The organism is Janthinobacterium sp. 1_2014MBL_MicDiv (assembly GCF_001865675.1).
Lineage (GTDB): Bacteria > Pseudomonadota > Gammaproteobacteria > Burkholderiales > Burkholderiaceae_D > Janthinobacterium.
In genome coordinates, this window is sequence record NZ_CP011319.1 from 4,721,206 (window position 1) to 4,739,209 (window position 18,004).

General features: G+C 65.0%; 21 protein-coding genes. 8 read left to right on the plus strand and 13 right to left on the minus strand.

Features of this window, described 5'->3' with window-relative positions; translation table 11 throughout:
- Window positions 1-71 precede the first annotated feature (71 nt).
- The 3 genes from YQ44_RS20330 to YQ44_RS20340 all read left to right on the plus strand — a co-directional run bounded on the left by YQ44_RS20330 (window position 72) and on the right by YQ44_RS20340 (window position 3,233).
- Window positions 72-983, plus strand: coding sequence for a LysR family transcriptional regulator (locus YQ44_RS20330; protein ID WP_071324927.1), 912 nt, complete (start codon window positions 72-74; stop codon window positions 981-983).
- A 69-nt stretch (window positions 984-1,052) separates the two neighbouring features.
- Window positions 1,053-2,084 carry a MerR family transcriptional regulator gene (locus tag YQ44_RS20335; protein WP_071324928.1) on the plus strand — a complete coding sequence of 344 codons (1,032 nt, stop codon included), beginning with the start codon at window positions 1,053-1,055 and terminating at the stop codon, window positions 2,082-2,084.
- A 69-nt stretch (window positions 2,085-2,153) separates the two neighbouring features.
- Window positions 2,154-3,233 (plus strand): hypothetical protein, encoded by a 1,080-nt coding sequence (locus YQ44_RS20340; RefSeq protein WP_071324929.1) that lies wholly within the window; start codon window positions 2,154-2,156, stop codon window positions 3,231-3,233.
- Between the two features lie 8 nt (window positions 3,234-3,241).
- Here YQ44_RS20340 and YQ44_RS20345 read toward each other — a convergent pair whose 3' ends face one another.
- From YQ44_RS20345 to YQ44_RS20360, 4 genes are all read right to left on the minus strand, one after another.
- Window positions 3,242-3,943: a M24 family metallopeptidase gene (locus tag YQ44_RS20345; RefSeq protein ID WP_156894925.1), complete on the minus strand. Its 702-nt coding sequence runs from the start codon at window positions 3,941-3,943 to the stop codon at window positions 3,242-3,244.
- A 134-nt stretch (window positions 3,944-4,077) separates the two neighbouring features.
- The gene (locus YQ44_RS20350; RefSeq protein WP_071324930.1) at window positions 4,078-5,046 is read right to left on the minus strand and encodes a GlxA family transcriptional regulator; all 969 of its coding nucleotides are present in this window, start codon (window positions 5,044-5,046) and stop codon (window positions 4,078-4,080) included.
- A gap of 3 nt (window positions 5,047-5,049) precedes the next feature.
- Window positions 5,050-6,258 carry a D-amino acid dehydrogenase gene (locus YQ44_RS20355; RefSeq protein WP_071324931.1) on the minus strand — a complete coding sequence of 403 codons (1,209 nt, stop codon included), beginning with the start codon at window positions 6,256-6,258 and terminating at the stop codon, window positions 5,050-5,052.
- Window positions 6,255-6,722, minus strand: a complete 468-nt coding sequence (locus YQ44_RS20360) for a winged helix-turn-helix transcriptional regulator (protein ID WP_071324932.1) — start codon at window positions 6,720-6,722, stop codon at window positions 6,255-6,257. Before YQ44_RS20360 ends, YQ44_RS20355 begins: the two co-directional genes overlap by 4 nt.
- A 92-nt stretch (window positions 6,723-6,814) precedes the next feature.
- Here YQ44_RS20360 and YQ44_RS20365 point away from each other — a divergent pair, with 92 nt between their 5' ends.
- Window positions 6,815-8,005 (plus strand): MFS transporter, encoded by a 1,191-nt coding sequence (locus YQ44_RS20365; RefSeq protein WP_071324933.1) that lies wholly within the window; start codon window positions 6,815-6,817, stop codon window positions 8,003-8,005.
- On the opposite strand, the gene YQ44_RS20370 is transcribed toward YQ44_RS20365, so the two are convergent.
- The 4 genes from YQ44_RS20370 to YQ44_RS20385 form a co-directional block, all read right to left on the minus strand.
- The gene (locus YQ44_RS20370) at window positions 8,002-8,697 is read right to left on the minus strand and encodes a Crp/Fnr family transcriptional regulator (RefSeq protein ID WP_071324934.1); all 696 of its coding nucleotides are present in this window, start codon (window positions 8,695-8,697) and stop codon (window positions 8,002-8,004) included. The two genes, YQ44_RS20365 and YQ44_RS20370, sit on opposite strands and share 4 nt — an antisense overlap.
- A gap of 280 nt (window positions 8,698-8,977) precedes the next feature.
- Window positions 8,978-9,625, minus strand: a complete 648-nt coding sequence (locus tag YQ44_RS20375) for a response regulator (protein ID WP_071324935.1) — start codon at window positions 9,623-9,625, stop codon at window positions 8,978-8,980.
- A 38-nt stretch (window positions 9,626-9,663) separates the two neighbouring features.
- The gene (locus YQ44_RS20380) at window positions 9,664-10,896 is read right to left on the minus strand and encodes a GAF domain-containing sensor histidine kinase (RefSeq protein WP_071324936.1); all 1,233 of its coding nucleotides are present in this window, start codon (window positions 10,894-10,896) and stop codon (window positions 9,664-9,666) included.
- Window positions 10,897-10,961: 65 nt separating this feature from the next.
- Entirely contained in the window at window positions 10,962-11,543 is a 582-nt protein-coding gene (locus tag YQ44_RS20385) for a DJ-1/PfpI family protein (protein ID WP_071324937.1), read from the minus strand.
- Window positions 11,544-11,766: 223 nt separating this feature from the next.
- Here YQ44_RS20385 and YQ44_RS20390 point away from each other — a divergent pair, with 223 nt between their 5' ends.
- Window positions 11,767-12,102 carry a hypothetical protein gene (locus tag YQ44_RS20390; protein WP_071324938.1) on the plus strand — a complete coding sequence of 112 codons (336 nt, stop codon included), beginning with the start codon at window positions 11,767-11,769 and terminating at the stop codon, window positions 12,100-12,102.
- A 140-nt stretch (window positions 12,103-12,242) separates the two neighbouring features.
- Window positions 12,243-12,542 carry an antibiotic biosynthesis monooxygenase family protein gene (locus tag YQ44_RS20395; protein ID WP_071324939.1) on the plus strand — a complete coding sequence of 100 codons (300 nt, stop codon included), beginning with the start codon at window positions 12,243-12,245 and terminating at the stop codon, window positions 12,540-12,542.
- Window positions 12,543-12,700: 158 nt separating this feature from the next.
- Here the strand turns inward: YQ44_RS20395 and pncB are convergent, their stop codons facing one another.
- From pncB to YQ44_RS20410, 3 genes are all read right to left on the minus strand, one after another.
- Complete coding sequence (gene pncB, locus YQ44_RS20400) at window positions 12,701-13,891, minus strand: nicotinate phosphoribosyltransferase (protein ID WP_071324940.1); 1,191 nt, start codon at window positions 13,889-13,891, stop codon at window positions 12,701-12,703.
- A gap of 91 nt (window positions 13,892-13,982) precedes the next feature.
- A complete protein-coding gene (locus YQ44_RS20405) occupies window positions 13,983-14,846 on the minus strand; it encodes a cysteine hydrolase (protein ID WP_071324941.1) in 864 nt (287 codons plus the stop codon).
- A 126-nt stretch (window positions 14,847-14,972) separates the two neighbouring features.
- Entirely contained in the window at window positions 14,973-15,227 is a 255-nt protein-coding gene (locus YQ44_RS20410) for a hypothetical protein (protein ID WP_071324942.1), read from the minus strand.
- Window positions 15,228-15,369: 142 nt separating this feature from the next.
- Here YQ44_RS20410 and YQ44_RS20415 point away from each other — a divergent pair, with 142 nt between their 5' ends.
- Window positions 15,370-15,669: a hypothetical protein gene (locus YQ44_RS20415; protein WP_071324943.1), complete on the plus strand. Its 300-nt coding sequence runs from the start codon at window positions 15,370-15,372 to the stop codon at window positions 15,667-15,669.
- A gap of 16 nt (window positions 15,670-15,685) precedes the next feature.
- On the opposite strand, the gene YQ44_RS20420 is transcribed toward YQ44_RS20415, so the two are convergent.
- Both YQ44_RS20420 and YQ44_RS20425 read right to left on the minus strand, forming a co-directional pair.
- Complete coding sequence (locus tag YQ44_RS20420; protein ID WP_071324944.1) at window positions 15,686-16,234, minus strand: nuclear transport factor 2 family protein; 549 nt, start codon at window positions 16,232-16,234, stop codon at window positions 15,686-15,688.
- Between the two features lie 116 nt (window positions 16,235-16,350).
- Complete coding sequence (locus tag YQ44_RS20425; protein WP_071324945.1) at window positions 16,351-16,956, minus strand: FMN-dependent NADH-azoreductase; 606 nt, start codon at window positions 16,954-16,956, stop codon at window positions 16,351-16,353.
- Window positions 16,957-17,087: 131 nt separating this feature from the next.
- On the opposite strand from YQ44_RS20425, the gene YQ44_RS20430 reads away from it, so the two are divergent.
- A complete protein-coding gene (locus tag YQ44_RS20430; protein ID WP_071324946.1) occupies window positions 17,088-18,002 on the plus strand; it encodes a LysR family transcriptional regulator in 915 nt (304 codons plus the stop codon).
- The last annotated feature ends 2 nt before the right edge of the window (window positions 18,003-18,004 follow it).

The window sequence follows — 18,004 nt, forward strand, 5'->3', positions numbered from 1 at the left end:
CATCATATCCGGGACATGAATTCTTATCCGCGATACTATTTCACCCTATTCATGAACAAAATTCCCGAATCATGTTTTCATCGGAACACTTGAAAGGCATCACGCCCTTCCTGGCCACGGCCGACGCGGGCAGCTTTACCAGGGCGGCCGAACGCCTGCACCTGAGCAGTTCGGCCGTCAGCAAGAGCGTGGCGCGGCTGGAAGAGCGGCTGGGCGTAATGCTGTTCGAGCGCAGCACGCGCCGCTTGAAACTGAGCGACGCGGGCCGCGCCTACTACGCCACCTGCAAGCGCGTGCTGCAGGAACTGGCTGATGCGGAAGACGTGCTGGCCGAGCATGCGACGGAACTGGCCGGCAAGGTGCGCCTCGGCGTGCCCGCCTCGTACGGCCGCCTGCGCGTGATGCCGGCCCTGCTGCAGCTGTGCGCGCAGTATCCGCGGCTGCAGCCGTCGATCGCCTTCAGCGACCGCTTCGTCGACCTGTTCGAGGAGCGTATCGATATCGCCGTGCGCATCGGCGCGCCATCGCACTGGCCTGCCGCGCTGGGCCAGATGCACCTGGGCGACGAGCGCCTGATCTTTTGCGCGGCACCCGCCTACCTGGCGCGGCACGGCAGGCCCATGTCCATCGCGGACCTCGAGCGGCACGACTGCATCGCCTATGGCCGCGGCGACGGCTCGCCCATGCCGTGGCTGTATGCGGACGAGCATGGCGGCCAGCTGGAATACCGCGTGGCGGCGCCGCGCATGACGGTGGGCGACGCCGAAGCGCGCACGGCCGCCGTGCTGGCGGGCCTGGGCGTGGCGCAGTTGGCCACCTGGCTGGTGGAAGAGCACCTGGCCACGGGCGCCATCGTGGAAGTGCTGCCGGCATTTGCCACGCCAGGCTTGCCGCTGTACCTGGCCTGGCCGCTGGCGCGCCAGCTGACGCCGAAGACGGGCGCCCTGCTGCAGGAATTGCGCCAGCACCTGACGATCAGCTGATAATAGTGCTTGACCCTGACGCGACGTCAGGCCCGATCCTGTGTGTACGCACCAAGTAAGGAGGAAAAGATGCTGTTGAAAATCGGTGAACTGGCCAGGCTGACGGGCTTGACCGTGCGCACCCTGCACCATTACGACAGCATCGGCCTGCTCTCGCCTTCGGCGCGCACGCAGGCTGGCTACCGTCTGTACCAGCACGGCGACATGGACCGCTTGCACCGGATCATGGCGCTGCGCAAGTTCGGACTGCCGCTGGCCGATATCGCAACAGCACTCGCCGGCCCGGACCTGCCCTTGAGCGCCATCGTGGCGCAGCAGATCGCCATGCTGGAACGCCAGATCGCGCAGGCGTCCACCCTGCGCGAACGCCTGCGCGACCTGCAGGCGCAACTGGCGCAGGGGCAGGCACCGGAACTGGCCGAGTGGCTCACCACTATGGAGTTGATGACCATGTACGACAAATACTTTAGCCCCGAAGAATTGCAACAGATGCCGCTGCTGTCCGATGCGGCCGTGGAACAGGAATGGAAGGCACTGGTGACGCGCGTGCGCGCCGCCCGGAACGCTGGCGCCAGCCCCGCAGATGCGCGGGCGCAGGCCCTGGCCACGGAATGGATGGTCAAGCTGGTGCGCGACACGGGCGCCCATCCGGGACTGTTCGCGCGCCTGAACGACATGCATGCGCAGGAGCCGGCCATGCAGCACACGACCAGCATCGATGCGGACCTGATGCAGTTCATCATCGCCGCCTTCAATGCCTCGCGCATTGCGCTGTATCGCCCTTTCCTCGACGAGCAGGAATACGCGCACCTGGCCGCCAACTATGGCAAGCGCTCGGGCGAGTGGCCGGCGCTGATCGCCGCCGTGCGCGCCGCCATCGATGCGCGCACGCCGCCCACCGACCCGGCCGTGCTGCAGCTGGCGCGGCAGTGGCTGGACCTGTTCCGCTCGTACGCGGGCACGGATCCGGCCACGCAGCTGAAATTCCGCCAGGCGCACCAGCAGGAACCGCGCCTGATGGAAGGCAGCTTCGTCGACGGGGCCATGCTGCAATACCTGGGCGCGGCGATGGCCGTGGTGGCGCAGGAAAAGCCAGCGTAAAAGTTGGCGTGCGGTATTTCCTCGTCCGGGCCATGTAGAATCGGCCATCGCCAATCACAGGAAAACCCGATGCGCCGCTTCTTGTTTGTATGTCTGTCCCTGCCCACCCTGAATATCGCCATGGCGGCCGAGCCGCCCGTGCAAGGGGTGTGGCAGGGCACCCTGGGCAAGGCCAATATCGTGGCCTGCTTCAACCAGCCCAGTCCCACGCAAGGAGCTGACCGCAGCGGCAATTATTACTACACGCGCTACAAGACGCCGATCATGCTGGCCAAGCCCAACGGCAAGGTGCTATGGCAGGAACTCGACGCCAAGGGCGACACGACGGGTACCTGGTCATTGAATGCGCCGCAGGGCGGCAAGGTCGCTGGCACGTGGACCGATCCGAAAAGCGGCAAGACCCTGCCGCTGGACTTGACCCTGCTGGAAGCGGCGGGCGACCGCGAACATCCATCGTGCGCCAGCGATGCCTACAACCTGGCGCTGGAGACCTTTCCCGCCACCAAGGTAAGCAGGCCCATCGCCTTCGAAGGCAAGCAATACCGCAACCTGCAAGTCGGCGACACCATCACCGTGGAACTGATCGCCGCCGGCGATGGCGTGGCGAAAATCAATGCGCAGCTGCGCGCCGTGCTGGCGAAGAGCAAGCAGGACCTGGCCGACTTCTATGCCACGCGCCGCGAATACCTGGGCCGCAACGGTTTCACGACGGAAGACGAAGTGTATGCGGAGCCGACCTACTGGTCGCCGCGCTGGGTGACGATCAAATTCTACCGCTGGCCCGCCGGCTATGGCGCCCGCGGCATTTCCATCAAGTTCCGCACGTGGGACGTGAAGACGGGCCAGGAAACGGACGTGTGGAACTGGTTTGGTGCCAGCGCCAGCGATGGCGACGACAAGGCCGAACTGCCGGACCGTTTGCGCCAGGCCCTGTTCAAGGACGTCAAGATCGACGCCGAATGCAAGGGCACGGATTACGACGGCCGAGGCCGCTTCCACCTGTCATTGAAACCTGAAGGCGTGTCCTTCTGGGAAGACTCCAACGGCAGCGGCTGCGAAAACGACTTCCTGCTGCCTTACAGCAAGGTCGGCCCCTTCCTCACCGCCAAGGGCCGCGCCGCCCTCAGCGATTTATTACCGAAGAACTAGGCGCTGCTTTAAGCATAGTAGCTGTCATCGAGCAGCATGTCCTCGAAGAACGCGCCATACGGCAGGGTCGGATGGCGCAAATGGATTTCCAGGATCCAGCGCATGGGCGACGGCGAGAAATCGGCGTCGGCCAGCGCGCCCGCGTGTATCGTGGCGTGCGGGAAGTCCGACACGCGATGGCCGCCCAGGTCGAAGTTGAGTTCCCATCCCAGCTTGCGCGCCTCGATTTCCGCATACGCATACAGTGCCTGCCCCGTCAGCCCCTCGCGCCGCCACACGGCGCGCACCTGGTGGAACAGGCATTCGGCATCGCGCGCGCAGCGGGCGTACTCCGCCTGCTGCGCGCTGGCGCCCACGGTGAACGTGGCGCCGCCATCGCCTTCCCATGCCTCGACACGGGGCGCGATATCGAGGAAAAAGATATCGTGCTCCTGCAAGACCACGCCCGGCTCGGACGCGCGCTTCATCGGTTTGAGCGTGTTGCGGCCAAAGCGCACGCGCGTCGGGTGCCAGCTCAGCGCCAGGCCCATGTCCAGCAGCACTTGCTTCGCCATCGCCACGGCGTCTTCTTCCAGCATGCCGGGACGGATGCGCGCGGCGATGGCGACAATCGCCTCGCGCGTCTTGCGCCGCGCCAGCAGCATGCCGTCTTCCGTGTACGCGGGACCGACCCGCTCTGCATCCAGCCTAGTGTGTAGCATCGCTTGCATGTTTGACTTTCCTCAAGGGTGCGGCCGGAATGGCGCACCAGCAGGAAAAGTATAGGGTTGCGAACCCGGCGGCAGGGGCGTTGGCTGCCGCGCTTTTCGGACAGGGTGGCGCGCATTCCTGCCACCTGCCTGTCTCACTCCCGGGGGCGGCTGGAAAAGTTTTGCCGGTATTGTTTGGCAGAGACACCGAGGCGCCGCAGGAACACCGTGCGCAGCTGGTCGGCCGTGCCGAAACCGCAGCGCCAGGCGACGGTTTTCAGCGGCGCATCGCCCGCTTCGAGCAAGGCCCGCGCCGCATCGAGCCGGGCGCTTTCAACGAACTGGGCCGGCGTCACGCCCAGCTCGCGCACGAAGACCCTGGCGAAGTTGCGCGGGCTCATGGCCACCAGCTGGGCCAGCGTGTCCACGCCCAGTTCCTCTGCCAGGTGCGCGAGCACATATTGCTGCGCCTGCGCCACGGGCGAGGCCGCATCCACGGCGGGCGTCAGGTACGGACTGAACTGCGACTGCCCGCCCTGGCGCTGCGTGTAGACCACCAGGCGCCGCGCCACCTGCAGCGCCAGCTGCGCGCCGCCATCGCCGGCCAGCAGCGACAGCGACAGGTCGATGCCGGCCGTCACGCCGGCCGAGCTGACCAGATTGCCGTCATGTAAATAGATGCTGTCCGCATCGACGCGCGCCAGCGGGAAAGCGGTGGCCAGGGCCGCCGCATCGTTCCAGTGCGTGGCGACCTTTTTGCCGTCCAGCAAGCCCGCGTGGCCGAGCAGGAATGCGCCATTGCAGATGGAGCCATGGCGCCCCGCCCTGCCGGCCGCCTGCGCCAGCCAGGCGCTCAGGGCCGCGTCGCGCGGCTGCGCGGGCAAGCCGGGGCCGCCCGCCACCAGCAGCAAATCGTAGGCGTCCTGCGCCTGCGCGTAATGGCGGTGCGCGGCCAGACATAAACCGTTCGAGCAGCGCAGCACACCGTCCTGCGTGCCCAGCACGTCGATCGCGTAATGCCGCTGCGCCGGCAGGAAACTGTTCGCTTCGGCAAACACGTCCATGGGGCCGCTGACGTCGAGCGCCTGTACGCCGGGAAAGATCAGGATGGCGATGCTGGGCATGGCTCAGTCCCGCGCCCTGTTCACCGCTTCGGCCACCAGCTCGGCCGTGGCGGCCGCCAGGGTCCAGCCCAGGTGGCCGTGGCCCGTGTTGTAGTACACGCCCGGCGCCTTGCCTGGCCCCACTTTCGGCAGCATGTCCGGCAGCATGGGGCGCAGGCCCGCCCACGGCACCACCTTGCGGGTATTGACGCCAGGGAAGCACTGCTCCACCCATTGCAACAAAGGCCGGATGCGGTCGGCGCGGATGTCGTAATTGGCGCCGTTGAACTCGGCCGTGCCCGCCACCCTCAGCCGGTCCTCGCCCAGGCGGCTGCTGACCAGCTTGGTCGCATCGTCGAGCAGGCTGACGCACGGCGCCGCCGTGCGGCTGGCACCGTCGTCGAGCTGCACGGTGATGGAATAACCTTTCACGGGATACACATTCACATGGTCGCCCAGCATTGCCGCCAGGGCACGGCTGGCCACGCCCGCGCAGATGACGACGGCATCGAACTGCATGCTGTCCTCGCCGGCCGTGACGCGCACCTTGCCGTGCTCGCGCGCCACTGCCGTCACATCGGCGCCATAGCGGCAAGCTACGCCCAGGCGCGCGCAGGCGTCGGCCAGGCCGCTGGTGAATTTGTGGATGTCGCCCGTGGAATCGCTGTCCGTGTAGTAACCACCGTAAAAGTTGCCGGCGAGGGCCGGTTCGATGGCGCGCATCTCGTGCGGCGTGACGGCGCGCCGCTGCAAGCCGCCCTGCGCCAGCAGGCGCGACACGCCGGCCGCCCGCTCGAAGCCGGCACGCTCGCGGTAGACATGCAGGATGCCGGCGCGCCTGTGATCGAAATCAATATTCTCCTCTTGCGCCCAGGCAAACAGGTGGGCGCGCGCGGCAATCGCCATGCGCGCCGTGGCGATGGTGTTGCGCTCATAGGCAGGCATGGCGGCAAGAAACTCCGCAAACCAGCTCAGCTTGTGCCAGCTGGGCATCGGATTGAGCAGCAGGGGAGCGTCGCGTCGCGCCATCCATTTCAGGGCGTTCAGCACGGTCGCCTTGTGGTTCCACACTTCCGCATGCGAGGCGGACAATTGCCCGCCATTCGCGAACGACGTTTCCATGGCCGCGTAACGGTGCCGCTCGAACAGGGTCACGGCCACGCCGCGCCTGGCCAGCGCATAGGCCGTCGTCACGCCGGTAATCCCCCCGCCGATGACGGCCACGCGCGTCATGGCTGCGGCTCGATGGCAGGCGCCACCTTGTGCACGACGGTGTCGCCCGCCTGCAGCGCGCGGCCGTCCGGCGCCAGCACTTCCAGCTTGCGCACGGGCAAACCGGAGTCGCGCAGCAGCAGGGTGGAATGGGCTTCGCCCGCGTCGAACAGTTGCGCCTCGCTCCACTGGCGCAAACCGACCACGACGGGAAACAGGCCCAGTCCCTTGGGCGTGAGCACATATTCCTGGTACGCCGTGCCGTCCGAGGCGGGCGCGACCGTAAAGATGCCTTCTTCCACCAGCGTATGCAGGCGATCGGCCAGGATATTCTTCGCCACCCCCAGGCTTTTCTGGAATTCGCCAAACCTGCGCATGCCGTCGAAGGCGTCGCGCACGATCAGCAGCGACCAGCGCTCGCCGATCACGTCGAGCGCGCGCGCCACGGGACAGGGGTCTGTTTTCAGGCTTTTGCGCTTGGCCACAATCGTCTCCGGTAATCAGTGGTTGCATTTTAAAACTTCCTGGCCTAGACTCCAACTAGTTTTAATTTGCAACCACTTAAAATAAAGACACCATGCGCGACACGACCACCCTCCCCACCGCCACCCTTGCCCCCTCCCTCGTCTGGCTGTTTGCCTGCGCGGCCGGCCTCAGCGTGGCCAATGTGTATTACGCCCAGCCCTTGCTGGCCACCCTGGCGCGCGAGTTCGGCATGACGGATGCCGCCAGCGGCATGGTCATCACGGCCACGCAGGCCGGCTGCGCGCTGGCCCTGCTGCTGCTCGTGCCGCTGGGCGACATGCTGAACCGGCGCCGCCTGACCCTGGTCCAGCTGGGCTTGCTGGCCCTCACCCTGGCGGCGCTGGCTTGCGCCCGCTCCACGGCCGCCTTGCTGGGCGGCATGCTGCTGGTCGGCTTGCTGGGCACGGCCATGACGCAGGGCTTGATCGCCTATGCGGCCAGCGCCGCGGCCAGCCACGAGCGGGGCCGCGTCGTCGGCATGGCGCAGGGCGGCGTGGTGATCGGCTTGCTGCTGGCGCGCACCCTGTCCGGCGTGGTGGCCGATATCGCCGACTGGCGCGCCGTGTACCTCGTCTCGGCCGGCATCGCGTGCGCCCTGCTGTTGCTGCTGTGGCGCATGCTGCCGCCGCCCACGCCGCAAGGCAGGAAGCTGGCGTATGGCGCCCTGCTCGCCTCGATGCTGGGCATGTTGATCCACAACAAGGTATTGCGCGTGCGCGGCGTGCTGGCCATGCTGATGTTTGCCGTGTTCAATATTTTCTGGAGCGCGCTGGTGCTGCCCCTGACGGCCCAGGGCTATACGCATGCGGCCATCGGCGCCTTCGGCCTGGTCGGCGTGATCGGCGCGCTGGGCGCGGCGCGGGCGGGAGCGCTGGCCGACCGCGGGCGCGCGCAGTGGACGACGGGCGCGGCCCTGCTGTTGCTGCTGGCGGCGTGGTTGCCGCTGAGCTTTGCCGGCGCGGCCCTGTGGCCCCTGGTCGTCGGCATCATCGCGCTGGACCTGGCGGGCCAGGCCATCCACGTGACGAACCAGAGCCTGATCTTCAAGGACGACAGCGACGCGCACAGCCGCCTGGTGGCGTGCTACATGCTGTTCTATGCGGTGGGAAGCGGGGTGGGGGCGATTGCCGCCACCAGCGTGTATGCGCTGGCGGGCTGGCATGGCGTGTCCGCGCTGGGCGCGGCGGTCAGCTTGCTCGCCCTGCTGTTCTGGCGGCTGACCTTGCCTGGTGAAGCAGTTTAGTTCAGCAGCGCCGTGGCGGCGCCATGGCGATACGTCTTCAGCGCATCGGGCTGGATCTGGATCAGCGAACCGCTGACTTTAATCAGGTGCAAGTCCGTCAACTGGTGCAGCACGCGCGACAGCGTGGCCGGCGCCAGGTTCAGGAACGAGGCCAATAAACTCTTCTTCAAGTCCAGCTTGACCTCGTTCGAACGCTGCTGGTCCGATGCCTGCAACAGGTATTCGACGACGCGCTGGGTGGCGTTCTGCACGGAGCAGCGCTCCACGTTGCGGATAAAGCCCATCAGGTGATGCGACAGGCTGTTCATCATCTGGCGCGCGATGCGCGGCGACTGGTCCAGCAGGCGCAACAGCGCGTGCGGCGGGATGCGCAGCAGCAGGCAGTGCTCGAGCGCCTCGGCGCAGAATGGATACGGCTCGTCGAGGAAGATCATGGCTTCGCCGAAGCTCTGGCCGGGACGGATCAGTTCCAGCACCTTGTCCGTGCCTTCCAGCGAAAACACGCTCAGCTTGACGAGCCCGAAGACCACCACATAGGCGCCTTCGGCCACTTCGCCCTTGCGGAACAAAACTTTGCCTTTTTCCACTTCCACGCGCACCACATCCTGGCGCAATTGCTCGAGCTGTGAAGGGGAAATATGACGGAACAGAGCCTGGCTCGATAGCAAGCCATCGACGTTGACCTTATGCATGACACTCTCTTATTAGATTAGCGAATGACTAAGAGTGTAATGCGCTGGCACGGTCAAGGCCATACGTCAAAGGAACTAGGGTTGTCTAGGCAGGAACGCCATGCAGGTCAAACAATCGCGCATTCCTTGTGCACTATTTGCGCATTTTTTGATTTTTAGAGTACCTGGCAGAACCGTAGCGAGCGGCAGCGAGTTGCGACAGAGACGCGGAACGGTGCTTGGGCACAGTGAGCATCGGAGGCCGCAAATCGCCACGCGCGGTCGGCTTATGCAGGTACTCTTATTTACCCAGTTCGCGCTCGACCGCATACACGGCGATCTGCACGCGGCTGCTGAGCTTAAGCTTCTTGAGGATGTTTTGCACGTGGATTTTCACCGTGCTTTCCGCCACGTCCAGCTGGCGCGCGATTTCCTTGTTGCTCTGGCCGCGCGCCAGGCAGGCCATGGCTTCGCGCTCGCGCGGCGTCAATTTGTCATAGTCGGCTTCGGGCGCATTCTGCCCGGCGCGGAACTGCGACACGAGCTTGGCCGTCATGGCGTCGGCGATCACGGATTCGCCGGCCGCGGCGCGCAGGATGGCCAGTCCCAGCTGCTCGGCTTCGATATTTTTCAGCAGGTAGCCGCGCGCGCCCGCGCGCAGGGCCGCGCCCAGGTCGGCCGCATTTTCCGACACGGTCAGCATCAGCACCACCATCTGCGGCAATTCCTGCAAGATCAGCTGCAGCGCTTCCACGCCGGACACGCCGGGCATGTTCAAGTCCATCAGCACCACGTCGGGCCGCAGCTCGGCCGCCAGGCGCACGCCGTCGAGCCCGTTCGACGCCTCGCCCACCACCTGGAATTGAGGATTGCGCTGCAGCAGCAGCTTGACGCCGCTGCGCAGCAAGGTATGGTCGTCGACCAGCAGGATTTTGATTGGAGCGTTCACGTGTTTGTTTCTTTTGCCTGAGAGGGATGATTCATCTGTTACGCGGCCTGGCGCCGGGCTGCCGGCAGCGCCAGCGAGATCGTCGTGCCGCCGCCGGGCGTGCTGTCGATGGCAAATTGCGCCCCGAGCCGCTCCGCCCTTTCCTGCATGATACGCAAGCCGATCTGCAATTCCGTTTTCTTGTCGCGCAGGTGGGCCGCAAAGCCTTCGCCATCGTCGCGCACCTGCAGCGTGAAATCGCGCCCGTTGTCGACGCCCAGCGTCACGTGGCGGGCTTGCGCATGCTTGCGGATATTCGACAGCGCTTCCTGCACGATGAACAGGATCTGCAGCTGCTGCTCGGGCGCCAGCGGCGCGCCATTGCCGCGCATGTCCAGCGTGCCGGCGACACCCGTCTGCAGCTCGAACTTGGCCAGCACTTCCGTGAGCTTGCCTTCGAGGTCGCTGCCATGCCAGCGCGTGCGGAAGTTGACGAGCAATTCGCGCACATCCTGGTAGCTTTGCTCGACCCCCATGCGCATCAGCGGCAGCACTTCGGCCGCCTCGTCGAGCTGGCCGCGGCGCACGGAATCGTCGAGCATCTGCACTTGCAGGCTGATGAAATTGAGGCTTTGCGCGATGCTGTCGTGCAAGCCTTCGGCCAGCAGGCTGCGTTCGCGCGCCACGGCGAATTCCTTTTCGCGCGCGATCAGGCGCTGGTTTTCGATGGCGATGCCCAGGCTCTGGCCCAGGGTTTCCAGCCAGCCCTGCTGCTGCGCATGGACCGCTTGCGGCCGCGCAAAGTGCAGCGAAAAACTGCCCACCACCTGCTCGCGCGCGAGGATGGGGAAGACGGCGATGGCGATGAAGCCTTCTTCCTGGCAACGGTAGCGCTGCAGCGCATCGACCTGGCGGAAATCGCGGATCTGGATCACGCCCTGCGCCACGGCCGCGCCGCACAGGCAATCGTTGTTGCGGATGCAGTGTTCCTCTTCCACCATGGCCTCGGAAATGCCCTCATGCACGATGATGTGCACGGTATCCTGTTGCGGATCGAGGATGCGCACGGTGCCGCCTTCGGCCTGCGCGAACTGCATCACGTGGCGCAGGAAGCCACGGCACAGCGCATCGATGGCATGCTGACCCGCCAGCAGGGTGGAAATCTCGTGCAGGGTGGCCAGCTGGCGTTCCTGCGCGGCGCTCAGGCCCGATGCGGCTTGCGCCAGGCGGCGCTGGCGCCAGCGTGAGGCGGGAAGTTGTTTACGGGAAGAATGACTGCGCGGCGCTTGCATGAAAAACTCGAATCTGAAAAGTGAAACGCCCGGCAGGCGCGACTGCGGCACGCCGGGCCAAAAGGTTACAAATGGATCTCGGTGCCCAGCAGCTTGACGAACTGCGCCAGCCAGGCCGGATGCGCGGGCCAGGCGGGGGCCGTGACGAACTGGCCATCCGTGACGGCGTCGGTGACGGCGATGTCGGCGTACGTGCCGCCCGCCAGCTTCACTTCCGGCGCGCAGGCGGGATAGGCGGAGATGCGCTTGCCGCGGATGACATCGGCGGCGGCCAGCAATTGCGCGCCGTGGCAGACGGCGGCGACCGGCTTGCCCGCGTCGGCGAAATGGCGCACGGCGGCGATGACTTTCTCGTTCAGGCGCAGGTATTCGGGGGCGCGGCCGCCGGCGATCATCACGGCGTCATAGTGGGCCGGGTCGATCTCGTCGAAGCTGGCATTCAGGGTGAACAGGTGGCCCGGCTTTTCCGTGTAGGTCTGGTCGCCCTCGAAATCGTGGATGGCCGTCTTGATGGTCTCGCCGCTCTTCTTGCCGGGACAGACGGCATGCACGGTATGGCCCAGCATCAGCAGGGCCTGGAACGGCACCATCGTTTCATAATCTTCTGCAAAATCGCCGGTCAAAAACAGAATTTTCTTCGCTGCCATTTAGTTCTCCTATGAAAGATTGATCGCGCGTCCCGCTGGTGCGCCGCACGGGGTGTCGATACGCCCGGATACATTGCACCGCAACACGTATCTTAGCGCGACTTGGCAGCCATACTGGATATTTATCAAACTTTTGCGCCTTGATCGAAGATTTTATAGGCTCAGCAAGAATTATTTGCAGGCTCGCGTGTCAAAATCAGACGACTCCCGTTGAAAGCCCGGCATGAACGCCATCCACCCGACCACGCTGATCCGCATCTACGACCATTTCGCCGATGCGCAGCAAGCCTACAGCGCCCTGCTGGCAAACGGTTTCCCCACCCACGCGGTGCAGCTGGACACGGTCGGCGACGAAGCGGGCACCGTCCAGGGCAAGGCCGCGTGGAGCGGCATGTTCCGCCTCGTCGTCACCGTGCGCCATGCGGAGGAAAGGCAGCGGGCGCACGCCATCGTGCAGCCGTGGGGCGGCAGCGACATCGAACAGCGCACGGCCAGCCATGCGGGACGCCGGCGGGCCGGCGATGGCAAGAGCGAAAGGACGGAGGAACAGCAGAGGTAACAGCGGGGCTGACGACAGCAGCGATGACGGGGAACAGCGGCGATGACGGCGGGCAAACGGCAGCGCGCCGCGCCGCCCGCCCCCGGCACGGCCAAAATATGGCAAGATCGGCTTCCTTCATCACTACAGCGGAACTTGCCATGATTTTTGAAATTGCCCACATCCAGATCAAATCGGCCACGCATGACGGCTTCGAGGCGGCTGTCGCCAAGGCCGTGCCCCTGTTCCAGCGCGCGCGCGGCTGCGAATCGATGCGCCTGGAACGCTCGATTGAAAACGGCGATGCCTACCGCCTGGTGGTGGGCTGGACGACCCTGGAAGACCATACCGTGCATTTCCGCGGCAGCGACGACTTCCAGGCCTGGCGCGCGCTCGTCGGCGAATTCTTCGCCGCCCCGCCGCAGGTCGAGCACATGAGCACGGTGGTCACGGGATTCTAGTCGCTAGCCCCTGAAAAGGCGGGCGGGCGCCTGACAGCCGCGTTGCGGACGGCAGGCGGCCGAAAAACGGCCCCGGCTCACGCACGGGGCCGCCAAGGCAAGGGCACGGAAGGACATCGCAAACGGCCGTGCGAGCAGCGCTGGCTGATGCCAGGCGCTTACACGGCAGGATGGTGAAACACTTGCCGCAGATACGCGAGGAAGGTTTCATCCTTGCACAGGGTCTTGCCCGGCGAATCCGACAGTTTCGCCACGGACTGGCCGTTGCAACGCACCAGTTTCATGACGATGTTGAGCGGCGTCAAGCCGACGTCGTTGGTGAGATTGGTGCCGATGCCAAACCCCGTCATGATGCGGTCGGCGAAGTGCTGGTACAGGGCGAAGGCCTTGTCCAGGTCCAGGCCGTCGGAAAACACGAGGCGCTTGGTATTGGCGTCGATGCGCAGGGCCGCGTAATGGGCCAGCGCCTTTTCGCCCCACTCGACAGGGTCGCCCGAATCATGGCGCAAGCCGTCGAACAGCTTGGCGAAATACAGGTCGAAGTCGGCCAAAAACGCATCCATGCCGACCACGTCCGTCAGCGCGATGCCGAGGTCGCCCCGGTATTCCTGCACCCAGTCCTCGAGTGCCGCTTTTTGAAAGTCGCGCAGGCGCACGCCGAACGACTGGAACGACTGCATGTATTCATGCGCCATGGTGCCGATCGGCACGATGCCGAGCTTTTTCGCCAGATACACATTCGACGTGCCCTTGAAATACTCGGGCACTTCGCGCGCCAGGCGCTGCACCACTTCGTCGTGCCAGGCGCCGGAAAAACGCCGGCGCACGCCGAAATCGGAAAACTCGAAGGGATGCTTGCGCCGTGGCAGCTTGCCGAATTCCTTCACGGCCGCCACTTTCAAGCCCAGGCGGTGGCGCCCTTCGCGCATGGCGGCGTCGAGGTCGAAGCGGCGGAAATACAGCTCGTTGACGATGTACAGCACGAAAATCTCAAAGCCCATCACATGCACTTGCGGCCCGGCCGCATGCACGAGCAGGGTATCGCCATCGGTGCTCACCTCGATGAACTTGCGCTGGAAGCGGAAGACCGTCAAAAAGTCGACGAAATCGCTCTTCATGAAGCGCAGGGTGCGCAAATAGGCCAGTTCGTCATCAGCAAACGACATCGAGCACAGGTGGTCGAGCTGCTCTTCCAGCTCGCCCTTCAGCTCGGCCAGCGGGAAGGCCGTGTGATTGCGGCAGACAAATTCGTATTCGGTATGGGTATTCGGATGACCGTGCAGCAAGGCTTGCCACATTGTAAATTTATACAGATCGGTTTCCAGCAAACTGCGCACTATCGGGGTCATGTGTGTTTTCTCCAACTTCCTGAAGCCAGAATAGTACGCCACCGCCGGCATTTCGGCAGCGTGCGCTGAGGAAACGGATGCGAATCCGCGCTCAGGCGCCCGCATTGGCCAGCAGTTCAGGCAAGACCTCGGCCGCCGTGGCCAGCCGCGCGCCGCGCTCGCGCATGGCGGCAAGGAAGTCGCGCTGCTGCGTTTCAAAGCCCGTGACGGGACTCATGCAATCGGTCAGCAGCGCCAGCCGCGCCAGTGCCGGCCGGCCCTGCTGCGCCTCCAGGTAGTCGGCGATGTGCTCGGTGCTGGCTTTCACGCAATGGCTGCCCGCCTCGCCGACTATATAAAGTTGCTGCGCCGGCAGCAGGGTGTCGAGGAAGGCCCGGTTGAGCTGGGTGGCCGCATCCTGCGCGTCGGGCACCTCGGCCATGACGGCCGAGTAATGCTCGGTCCACGGATTCGAGCCCTTGCTCAGCTTGGCGACCACCTGCAGGTGATCCACTTCCCACGCGTTGTAGGCGGCGCGCACGGCAGCATGGACATTCTGCCCCCAGCTGCCGATCTCGCAGTGCACGGGCCACACCATCAATTGATAGCGCCCCGCCTGCTCCAGCGCATCGAGGTAGGCCAGCGCGCGCGGCAAGGCGCCGCTGGCGGCCGGCAGGAACAGGCGGTCGCGCACATGCTGCGCGCTGATCTGCGTAAATGGCGCGACCGGGCCGCCATCGCCCGTGCGCCAGAACGCGGGGTGGGCGATGTCGTAGCGGTGGTGGGCATCGAGGGTGATGCTGATCTGCGTCAAGCCCGCCCCGCCCTCGCGGATCAGCTGTGCCACGCGCAGCATGTCCGCATGGGCGCCGGGCACGGCCAGCGCCGGTGCGGCGTCCTGCGGCAGCCAGGCGGCGGGCAAGTCGCAAAAATCGTTTTGCGGGTCGATGACAAGCAGGTGCAGCTGGCGTTTCATGGCGGTCCTCTGGCGTGATGATATCTCGCATGATACGGGCAACCGCGCCGGCGCGCCTGCCCCGCCGGCGCCAGGATGCTGCCCATGCGCCATAACGTGCGCCTGGACAAGCCAACTCAGGGATGGTCAGGGATGGAAGACATAACGGCGCCGGCGCCGCTCGACCAGCTTGATCGCCACTTCTCCCGCTTCGGCCACGGCGTCCGCTTCCGTTGTAAACTGGTGGTCGGCCGACACCCTGCGCTTTTTCACCAGGTTCACCCGGTGCATGGGGTTGCGCGAAGGGGCATAGATGGCGACATAGGCGCCCCATAGCTTGCAGCCCCGCAAGGGTTCCGCCGTGTAATTCACCTCATAAAAATCAACATACTTTATCGGCACGATGTACGCTCCAAAAATGACATGGCCGGACAGCTTGTCTCTACGGACTGACACGGTAAAAAGGTGGAAACCATGCGCTCGCGCCTGCTCGGGATAGCCGATGCGGCTCCCTGTTTTTATCACGCGGCACAGGAGAAAATGAATGAACGACTACATCATCTTCATGCATGACGACACGGAAGCACCGATGGACGTGGCCACGTCCGCCTGGGAAGATTACTTCGCCATGCTCAGGGCCAGCGGCCGTTTCTGCGGCGGCAGCTCCATCGGGGCCGGTGTCTGCGTGCACCGCTCGGGCCAGGCCAGAGCGGTCACGCCACACTTGTCAGGCTATATACGTGTGCAAGCTGAAAGTATAGACGATGCAAAAAAATTATTGGTGGGCAACCCCGTACTGAACGGGGGTGGCACGGTGGAAATCCGCGAACTGCCGCGCGACTGACGCGGCATGGCTGCCCCTACTTCCCTGCCTCGGCGGCGGCATGCATGGACCAGACGACGCTGAGGATTTTCCACTGGCCGTCGCGCTTGACCATTTGCCACGCTTCGACGCCATAGTTGGACAATTTATCGCCGACGAGGAATTCATAGTCGAAGTTGACCCACGCCACATGGCGGTCCTGGGTGATCTTGACGTTGTAGAATTTTTCTTCCGTGCGCAGCGGTTCGCGCTTGATGAAATTGGCGAAAGCAACGTAGCCGGCCGCCCCGACGCCGTCGAAGTGGACATCCGTCGTGTCGCGCATTTTCTTGATGAAACCGTCGTCGGCCGGCGAGGCGAACAGGATGTTCGTATGCAGCATCAGCGACGACAGCAGCTTGACATCCTTGGCGATCAGCGCGGCCTGGAAGTCGGCGATGACTTTTTCGATGGCGCGGATATCCTCGGGGGTGGAAGCGACGCGCCCAACGTGGGGCGGCGCCGCCGCAGGCGCAGCTTGCGCCTGCGCAAACCCCGCCAGCAGCAGGGAACATCCGAACAGTACTGCACTTGCCAATTTGTGCATGGGGAACTTTCATGGCGAACCGCTCGCCGGGCTGGCACGGGGCGCGCCGCCGGCAAGCTTATGCCAAGCATGGCAAATTGGCAATCCCCCTGGCGACCTAGTGCATGCGGCCTGCCTCAGGCGGCCAGGGCGGCGATCGAGGCGCGGCTCTTGGCGATCGCGCTGGCGACGGCTTGCTCGCCCATGGCCACGCCTTCGGCTTGCACGAACTCGATATCGGTGATGCCGATGAAGCCCAGCGCCGTGCGCAGATAGGTGCTCAGGTAGTCATACGCGGCGCCAGGGCCTTCGCTGTAGACGCCGCCGCTGGACGTGAAGATCACCGCCTTCTTGCCCGTCGCCAGGCCGACCGGCCCCGTCGCCGTGTACTGGAAGGTGCGGCCCGCGCGCGCCACGTGGTCGATCCACGCCTTCAGGGTCGATGGCACGGAAAAATTGTACATGGGCGCGGCCAGCACCAGCACGTCGGCGGCCAGCAATTCGTCGACCAGGATGTCGGACACTTGCACGGTGGCCGCCGCCTGCGCGCTGCGCTGCTCGGGCGGCGTGAAGAAGGCGCCCATCATCTCTTCCGTCAGGTGCGGCACCGGTTGCGCGGCCAGGTCGCGCTCGACGATGGCATTGCCCTGCGCGGCCAGTTGCGCGACGAATTCGCCCGACAATTGACGCGACAGGGAACCGCTGCTGCGCACGCTGCTATTGATGTGTAATACCTTGGCCATGAATCGCTCCTTCGAAAACGGATAATGAATGCCGCATCGCGGCGCTTGCCTACATCATAGTTCGGGTCTACCATCGATAAAACCGTGTAAATATAAATGATTAGCATCGAATTTTTAGATATGGAGTCACCATGAGAGAACCGGGCCAGCCTTCGCTCGACCAGTTGCGCGTGTTTGTCGCCGTCATCGACGCGGGCGGCTTCGCCCATGCGGCGCGCCAGCTGCACCGTACGCAATCGGTGGTCAGCTACACCATCGCCAACCTGGAGGAACAGCTGAATGTGGTGCTGCTCGACCGCGGCAAGCGCAAGCCCACCCTGACGGACGCGGGCAAGGCCCTGCTGGCCGACGCGCGCGCCGTGGCGCTGAAGGTCGACGCCATGCGCGCGCGCGCCAAGGCCCTGGCCGGCGGCCTGGAAGCGGAAGTGTCGGTGGTGGTCGACGTGATGTTCCCCACCTGCGTGCTGGTGCGCGTGCTCGAAGCGTTCCAGGCGCAGTTCCCCACGGTCGCCCTGCGCCTGCGCATCGAGGCCATGGGCGCCGTGGCGCAGCTGGTGATGGATGGCAGCTGCCACCTGGGCCTGGGCGGCTGGATGACGGCCACGGCCAGCGTCTTCGAGCGCCTGGCCGTGGGCCATGTGCGCCTGATCCCCGTGGCCGCGCCCAGCCACGCGCTGGCGCAGCTGGAAGGTCCGATTCCTTCCGCCGTGGCGCGCGAGCATGTGCAGCTGGTGCTCAGCGACCGCAGCGCGCTGACGGAAGGCCAGGATTTCGGCGTGCTGGGACTGCGCAACTGGCGCCTGGGCGACCTCGGCTCCAAGCACGCGCTGCTGCGCGCGGGCCTGGGCTGGGGCAACATGCCCGAAGCGATGGTGCGCGAAGACCTGGCGGCCGGGCGCCTGGTGCATCTGGCGCTGGCCGTCGACAAGGGCGAGAATTATCCGATTTACCTGATCCAGCGCGCCGACACGCCGCCGGGCCAGGCCGGCAAGTGGCTCACGGAGCGCTTTGCGGAACAGTTGCCGCTGCTGGAGCAGGTCTTTTAGAA

Coding starts and splice junctions, on each gene's coding strand:
- YQ44_RS20385 (WP_071324937.1), bottom strand. CDS start 11,543: ATGGCAGCGAAGAAAATTCTGTTTTTGACCGGCGATTTTGCAGAAGAT.
- pncB (WP_071324940.1), bottom strand. CDS start 13,891: ATGACCCCGATAGTGCGCAGTTTGCTGGAAACCGATCTGTATAAATTT.
- YQ44_RS20350 (WP_071324930.1), bottom strand. CDS start 5,046: ATGCCCAGCATCGCCATCCTGATCTTTCCCGGCGTACAGGCGCTCGAC.
- YQ44_RS20415 (WP_071324943.1), top strand. CDS start 15,370: ATGAACGACTACATCATCTTCATGCATGACGACACGGAAGCACCGATG.
- YQ44_RS20355 (WP_071324931.1), bottom strand. CDS start 6,258: ATGACGCGCGTGGCCGTCATCGGCGGGGGGATTACCGGCGTGACGACG.
- YQ44_RS20395 (WP_071324939.1), top strand. CDS start 12,243: ATGATTTTTGAAATTGCCCACATCCAGATCAAATCGGCCACGCATGAC.
- YQ44_RS20370 (WP_071324934.1), bottom strand. CDS start 8,697: ATGCATAAGGTCAACGTCGATGGCTTGCTATCGAGCCAGGCTCTGTTC.
- YQ44_RS20405 (WP_071324941.1), bottom strand. CDS start 14,846: ATGAAACGCCAGCTGCACCTGCTTGTCATCGACCCGCAAAACGATTTT.
- YQ44_RS20430 (WP_071324946.1), top strand. CDS start 17,088: ATGAGAGAACCGGGCCAGCCTTCGCTCGACCAGTTGCGCGTGTTTGTC.
- YQ44_RS20365 (WP_071324933.1), top strand. CDS start 6,815: ATGCGCGACACGACCACCCTCCCCACCGCCACCCTTGCCCCCTCCCTC.
- YQ44_RS20345 (WP_156894925.1), bottom strand. CDS start 3,943: ATGCAAGCGATGCTACACACTAGGCTGGATGCAGAGCGGGTCGGTCCC.
- YQ44_RS20420 (WP_071324944.1), bottom strand. CDS start 16,234: ATGCACAAATTGGCAAGTGCAGTACTGTTCGGATGTTCCCTGCTGCTG.
- YQ44_RS20390 (WP_071324938.1), top strand. CDS start 11,767: ATGAACGCCATCCACCCGACCACGCTGATCCGCATCTACGACCATTTC.
- YQ44_RS20425 (WP_071324945.1), bottom strand. CDS start 16,956: ATGGCCAAGGTATTACACATCAATAGCAGCGTGCGCAGCAGCGGTTCC.
- YQ44_RS20340 (WP_071324929.1), top strand. CDS start 2,154: ATGCGCCGCTTCTTGTTTGTATGTCTGTCCCTGCCCACCCTGAATATC.
- YQ44_RS20380 (WP_071324936.1), bottom strand. CDS start 10,896: ATGCAAGCGCCGCGCAGTCATTCTTCCCGTAAACAACTTCCCGCCTCA.
- YQ44_RS20330 (WP_071324927.1), top strand. CDS start 72: ATGTTTTCATCGGAACACTTGAAAGGCATCACGCCCTTCCTGGCCACG.
- YQ44_RS20335 (WP_071324928.1), top strand. CDS start 1,053: ATGCTGTTGAAAATCGGTGAACTGGCCAGGCTGACGGGCTTGACCGTG.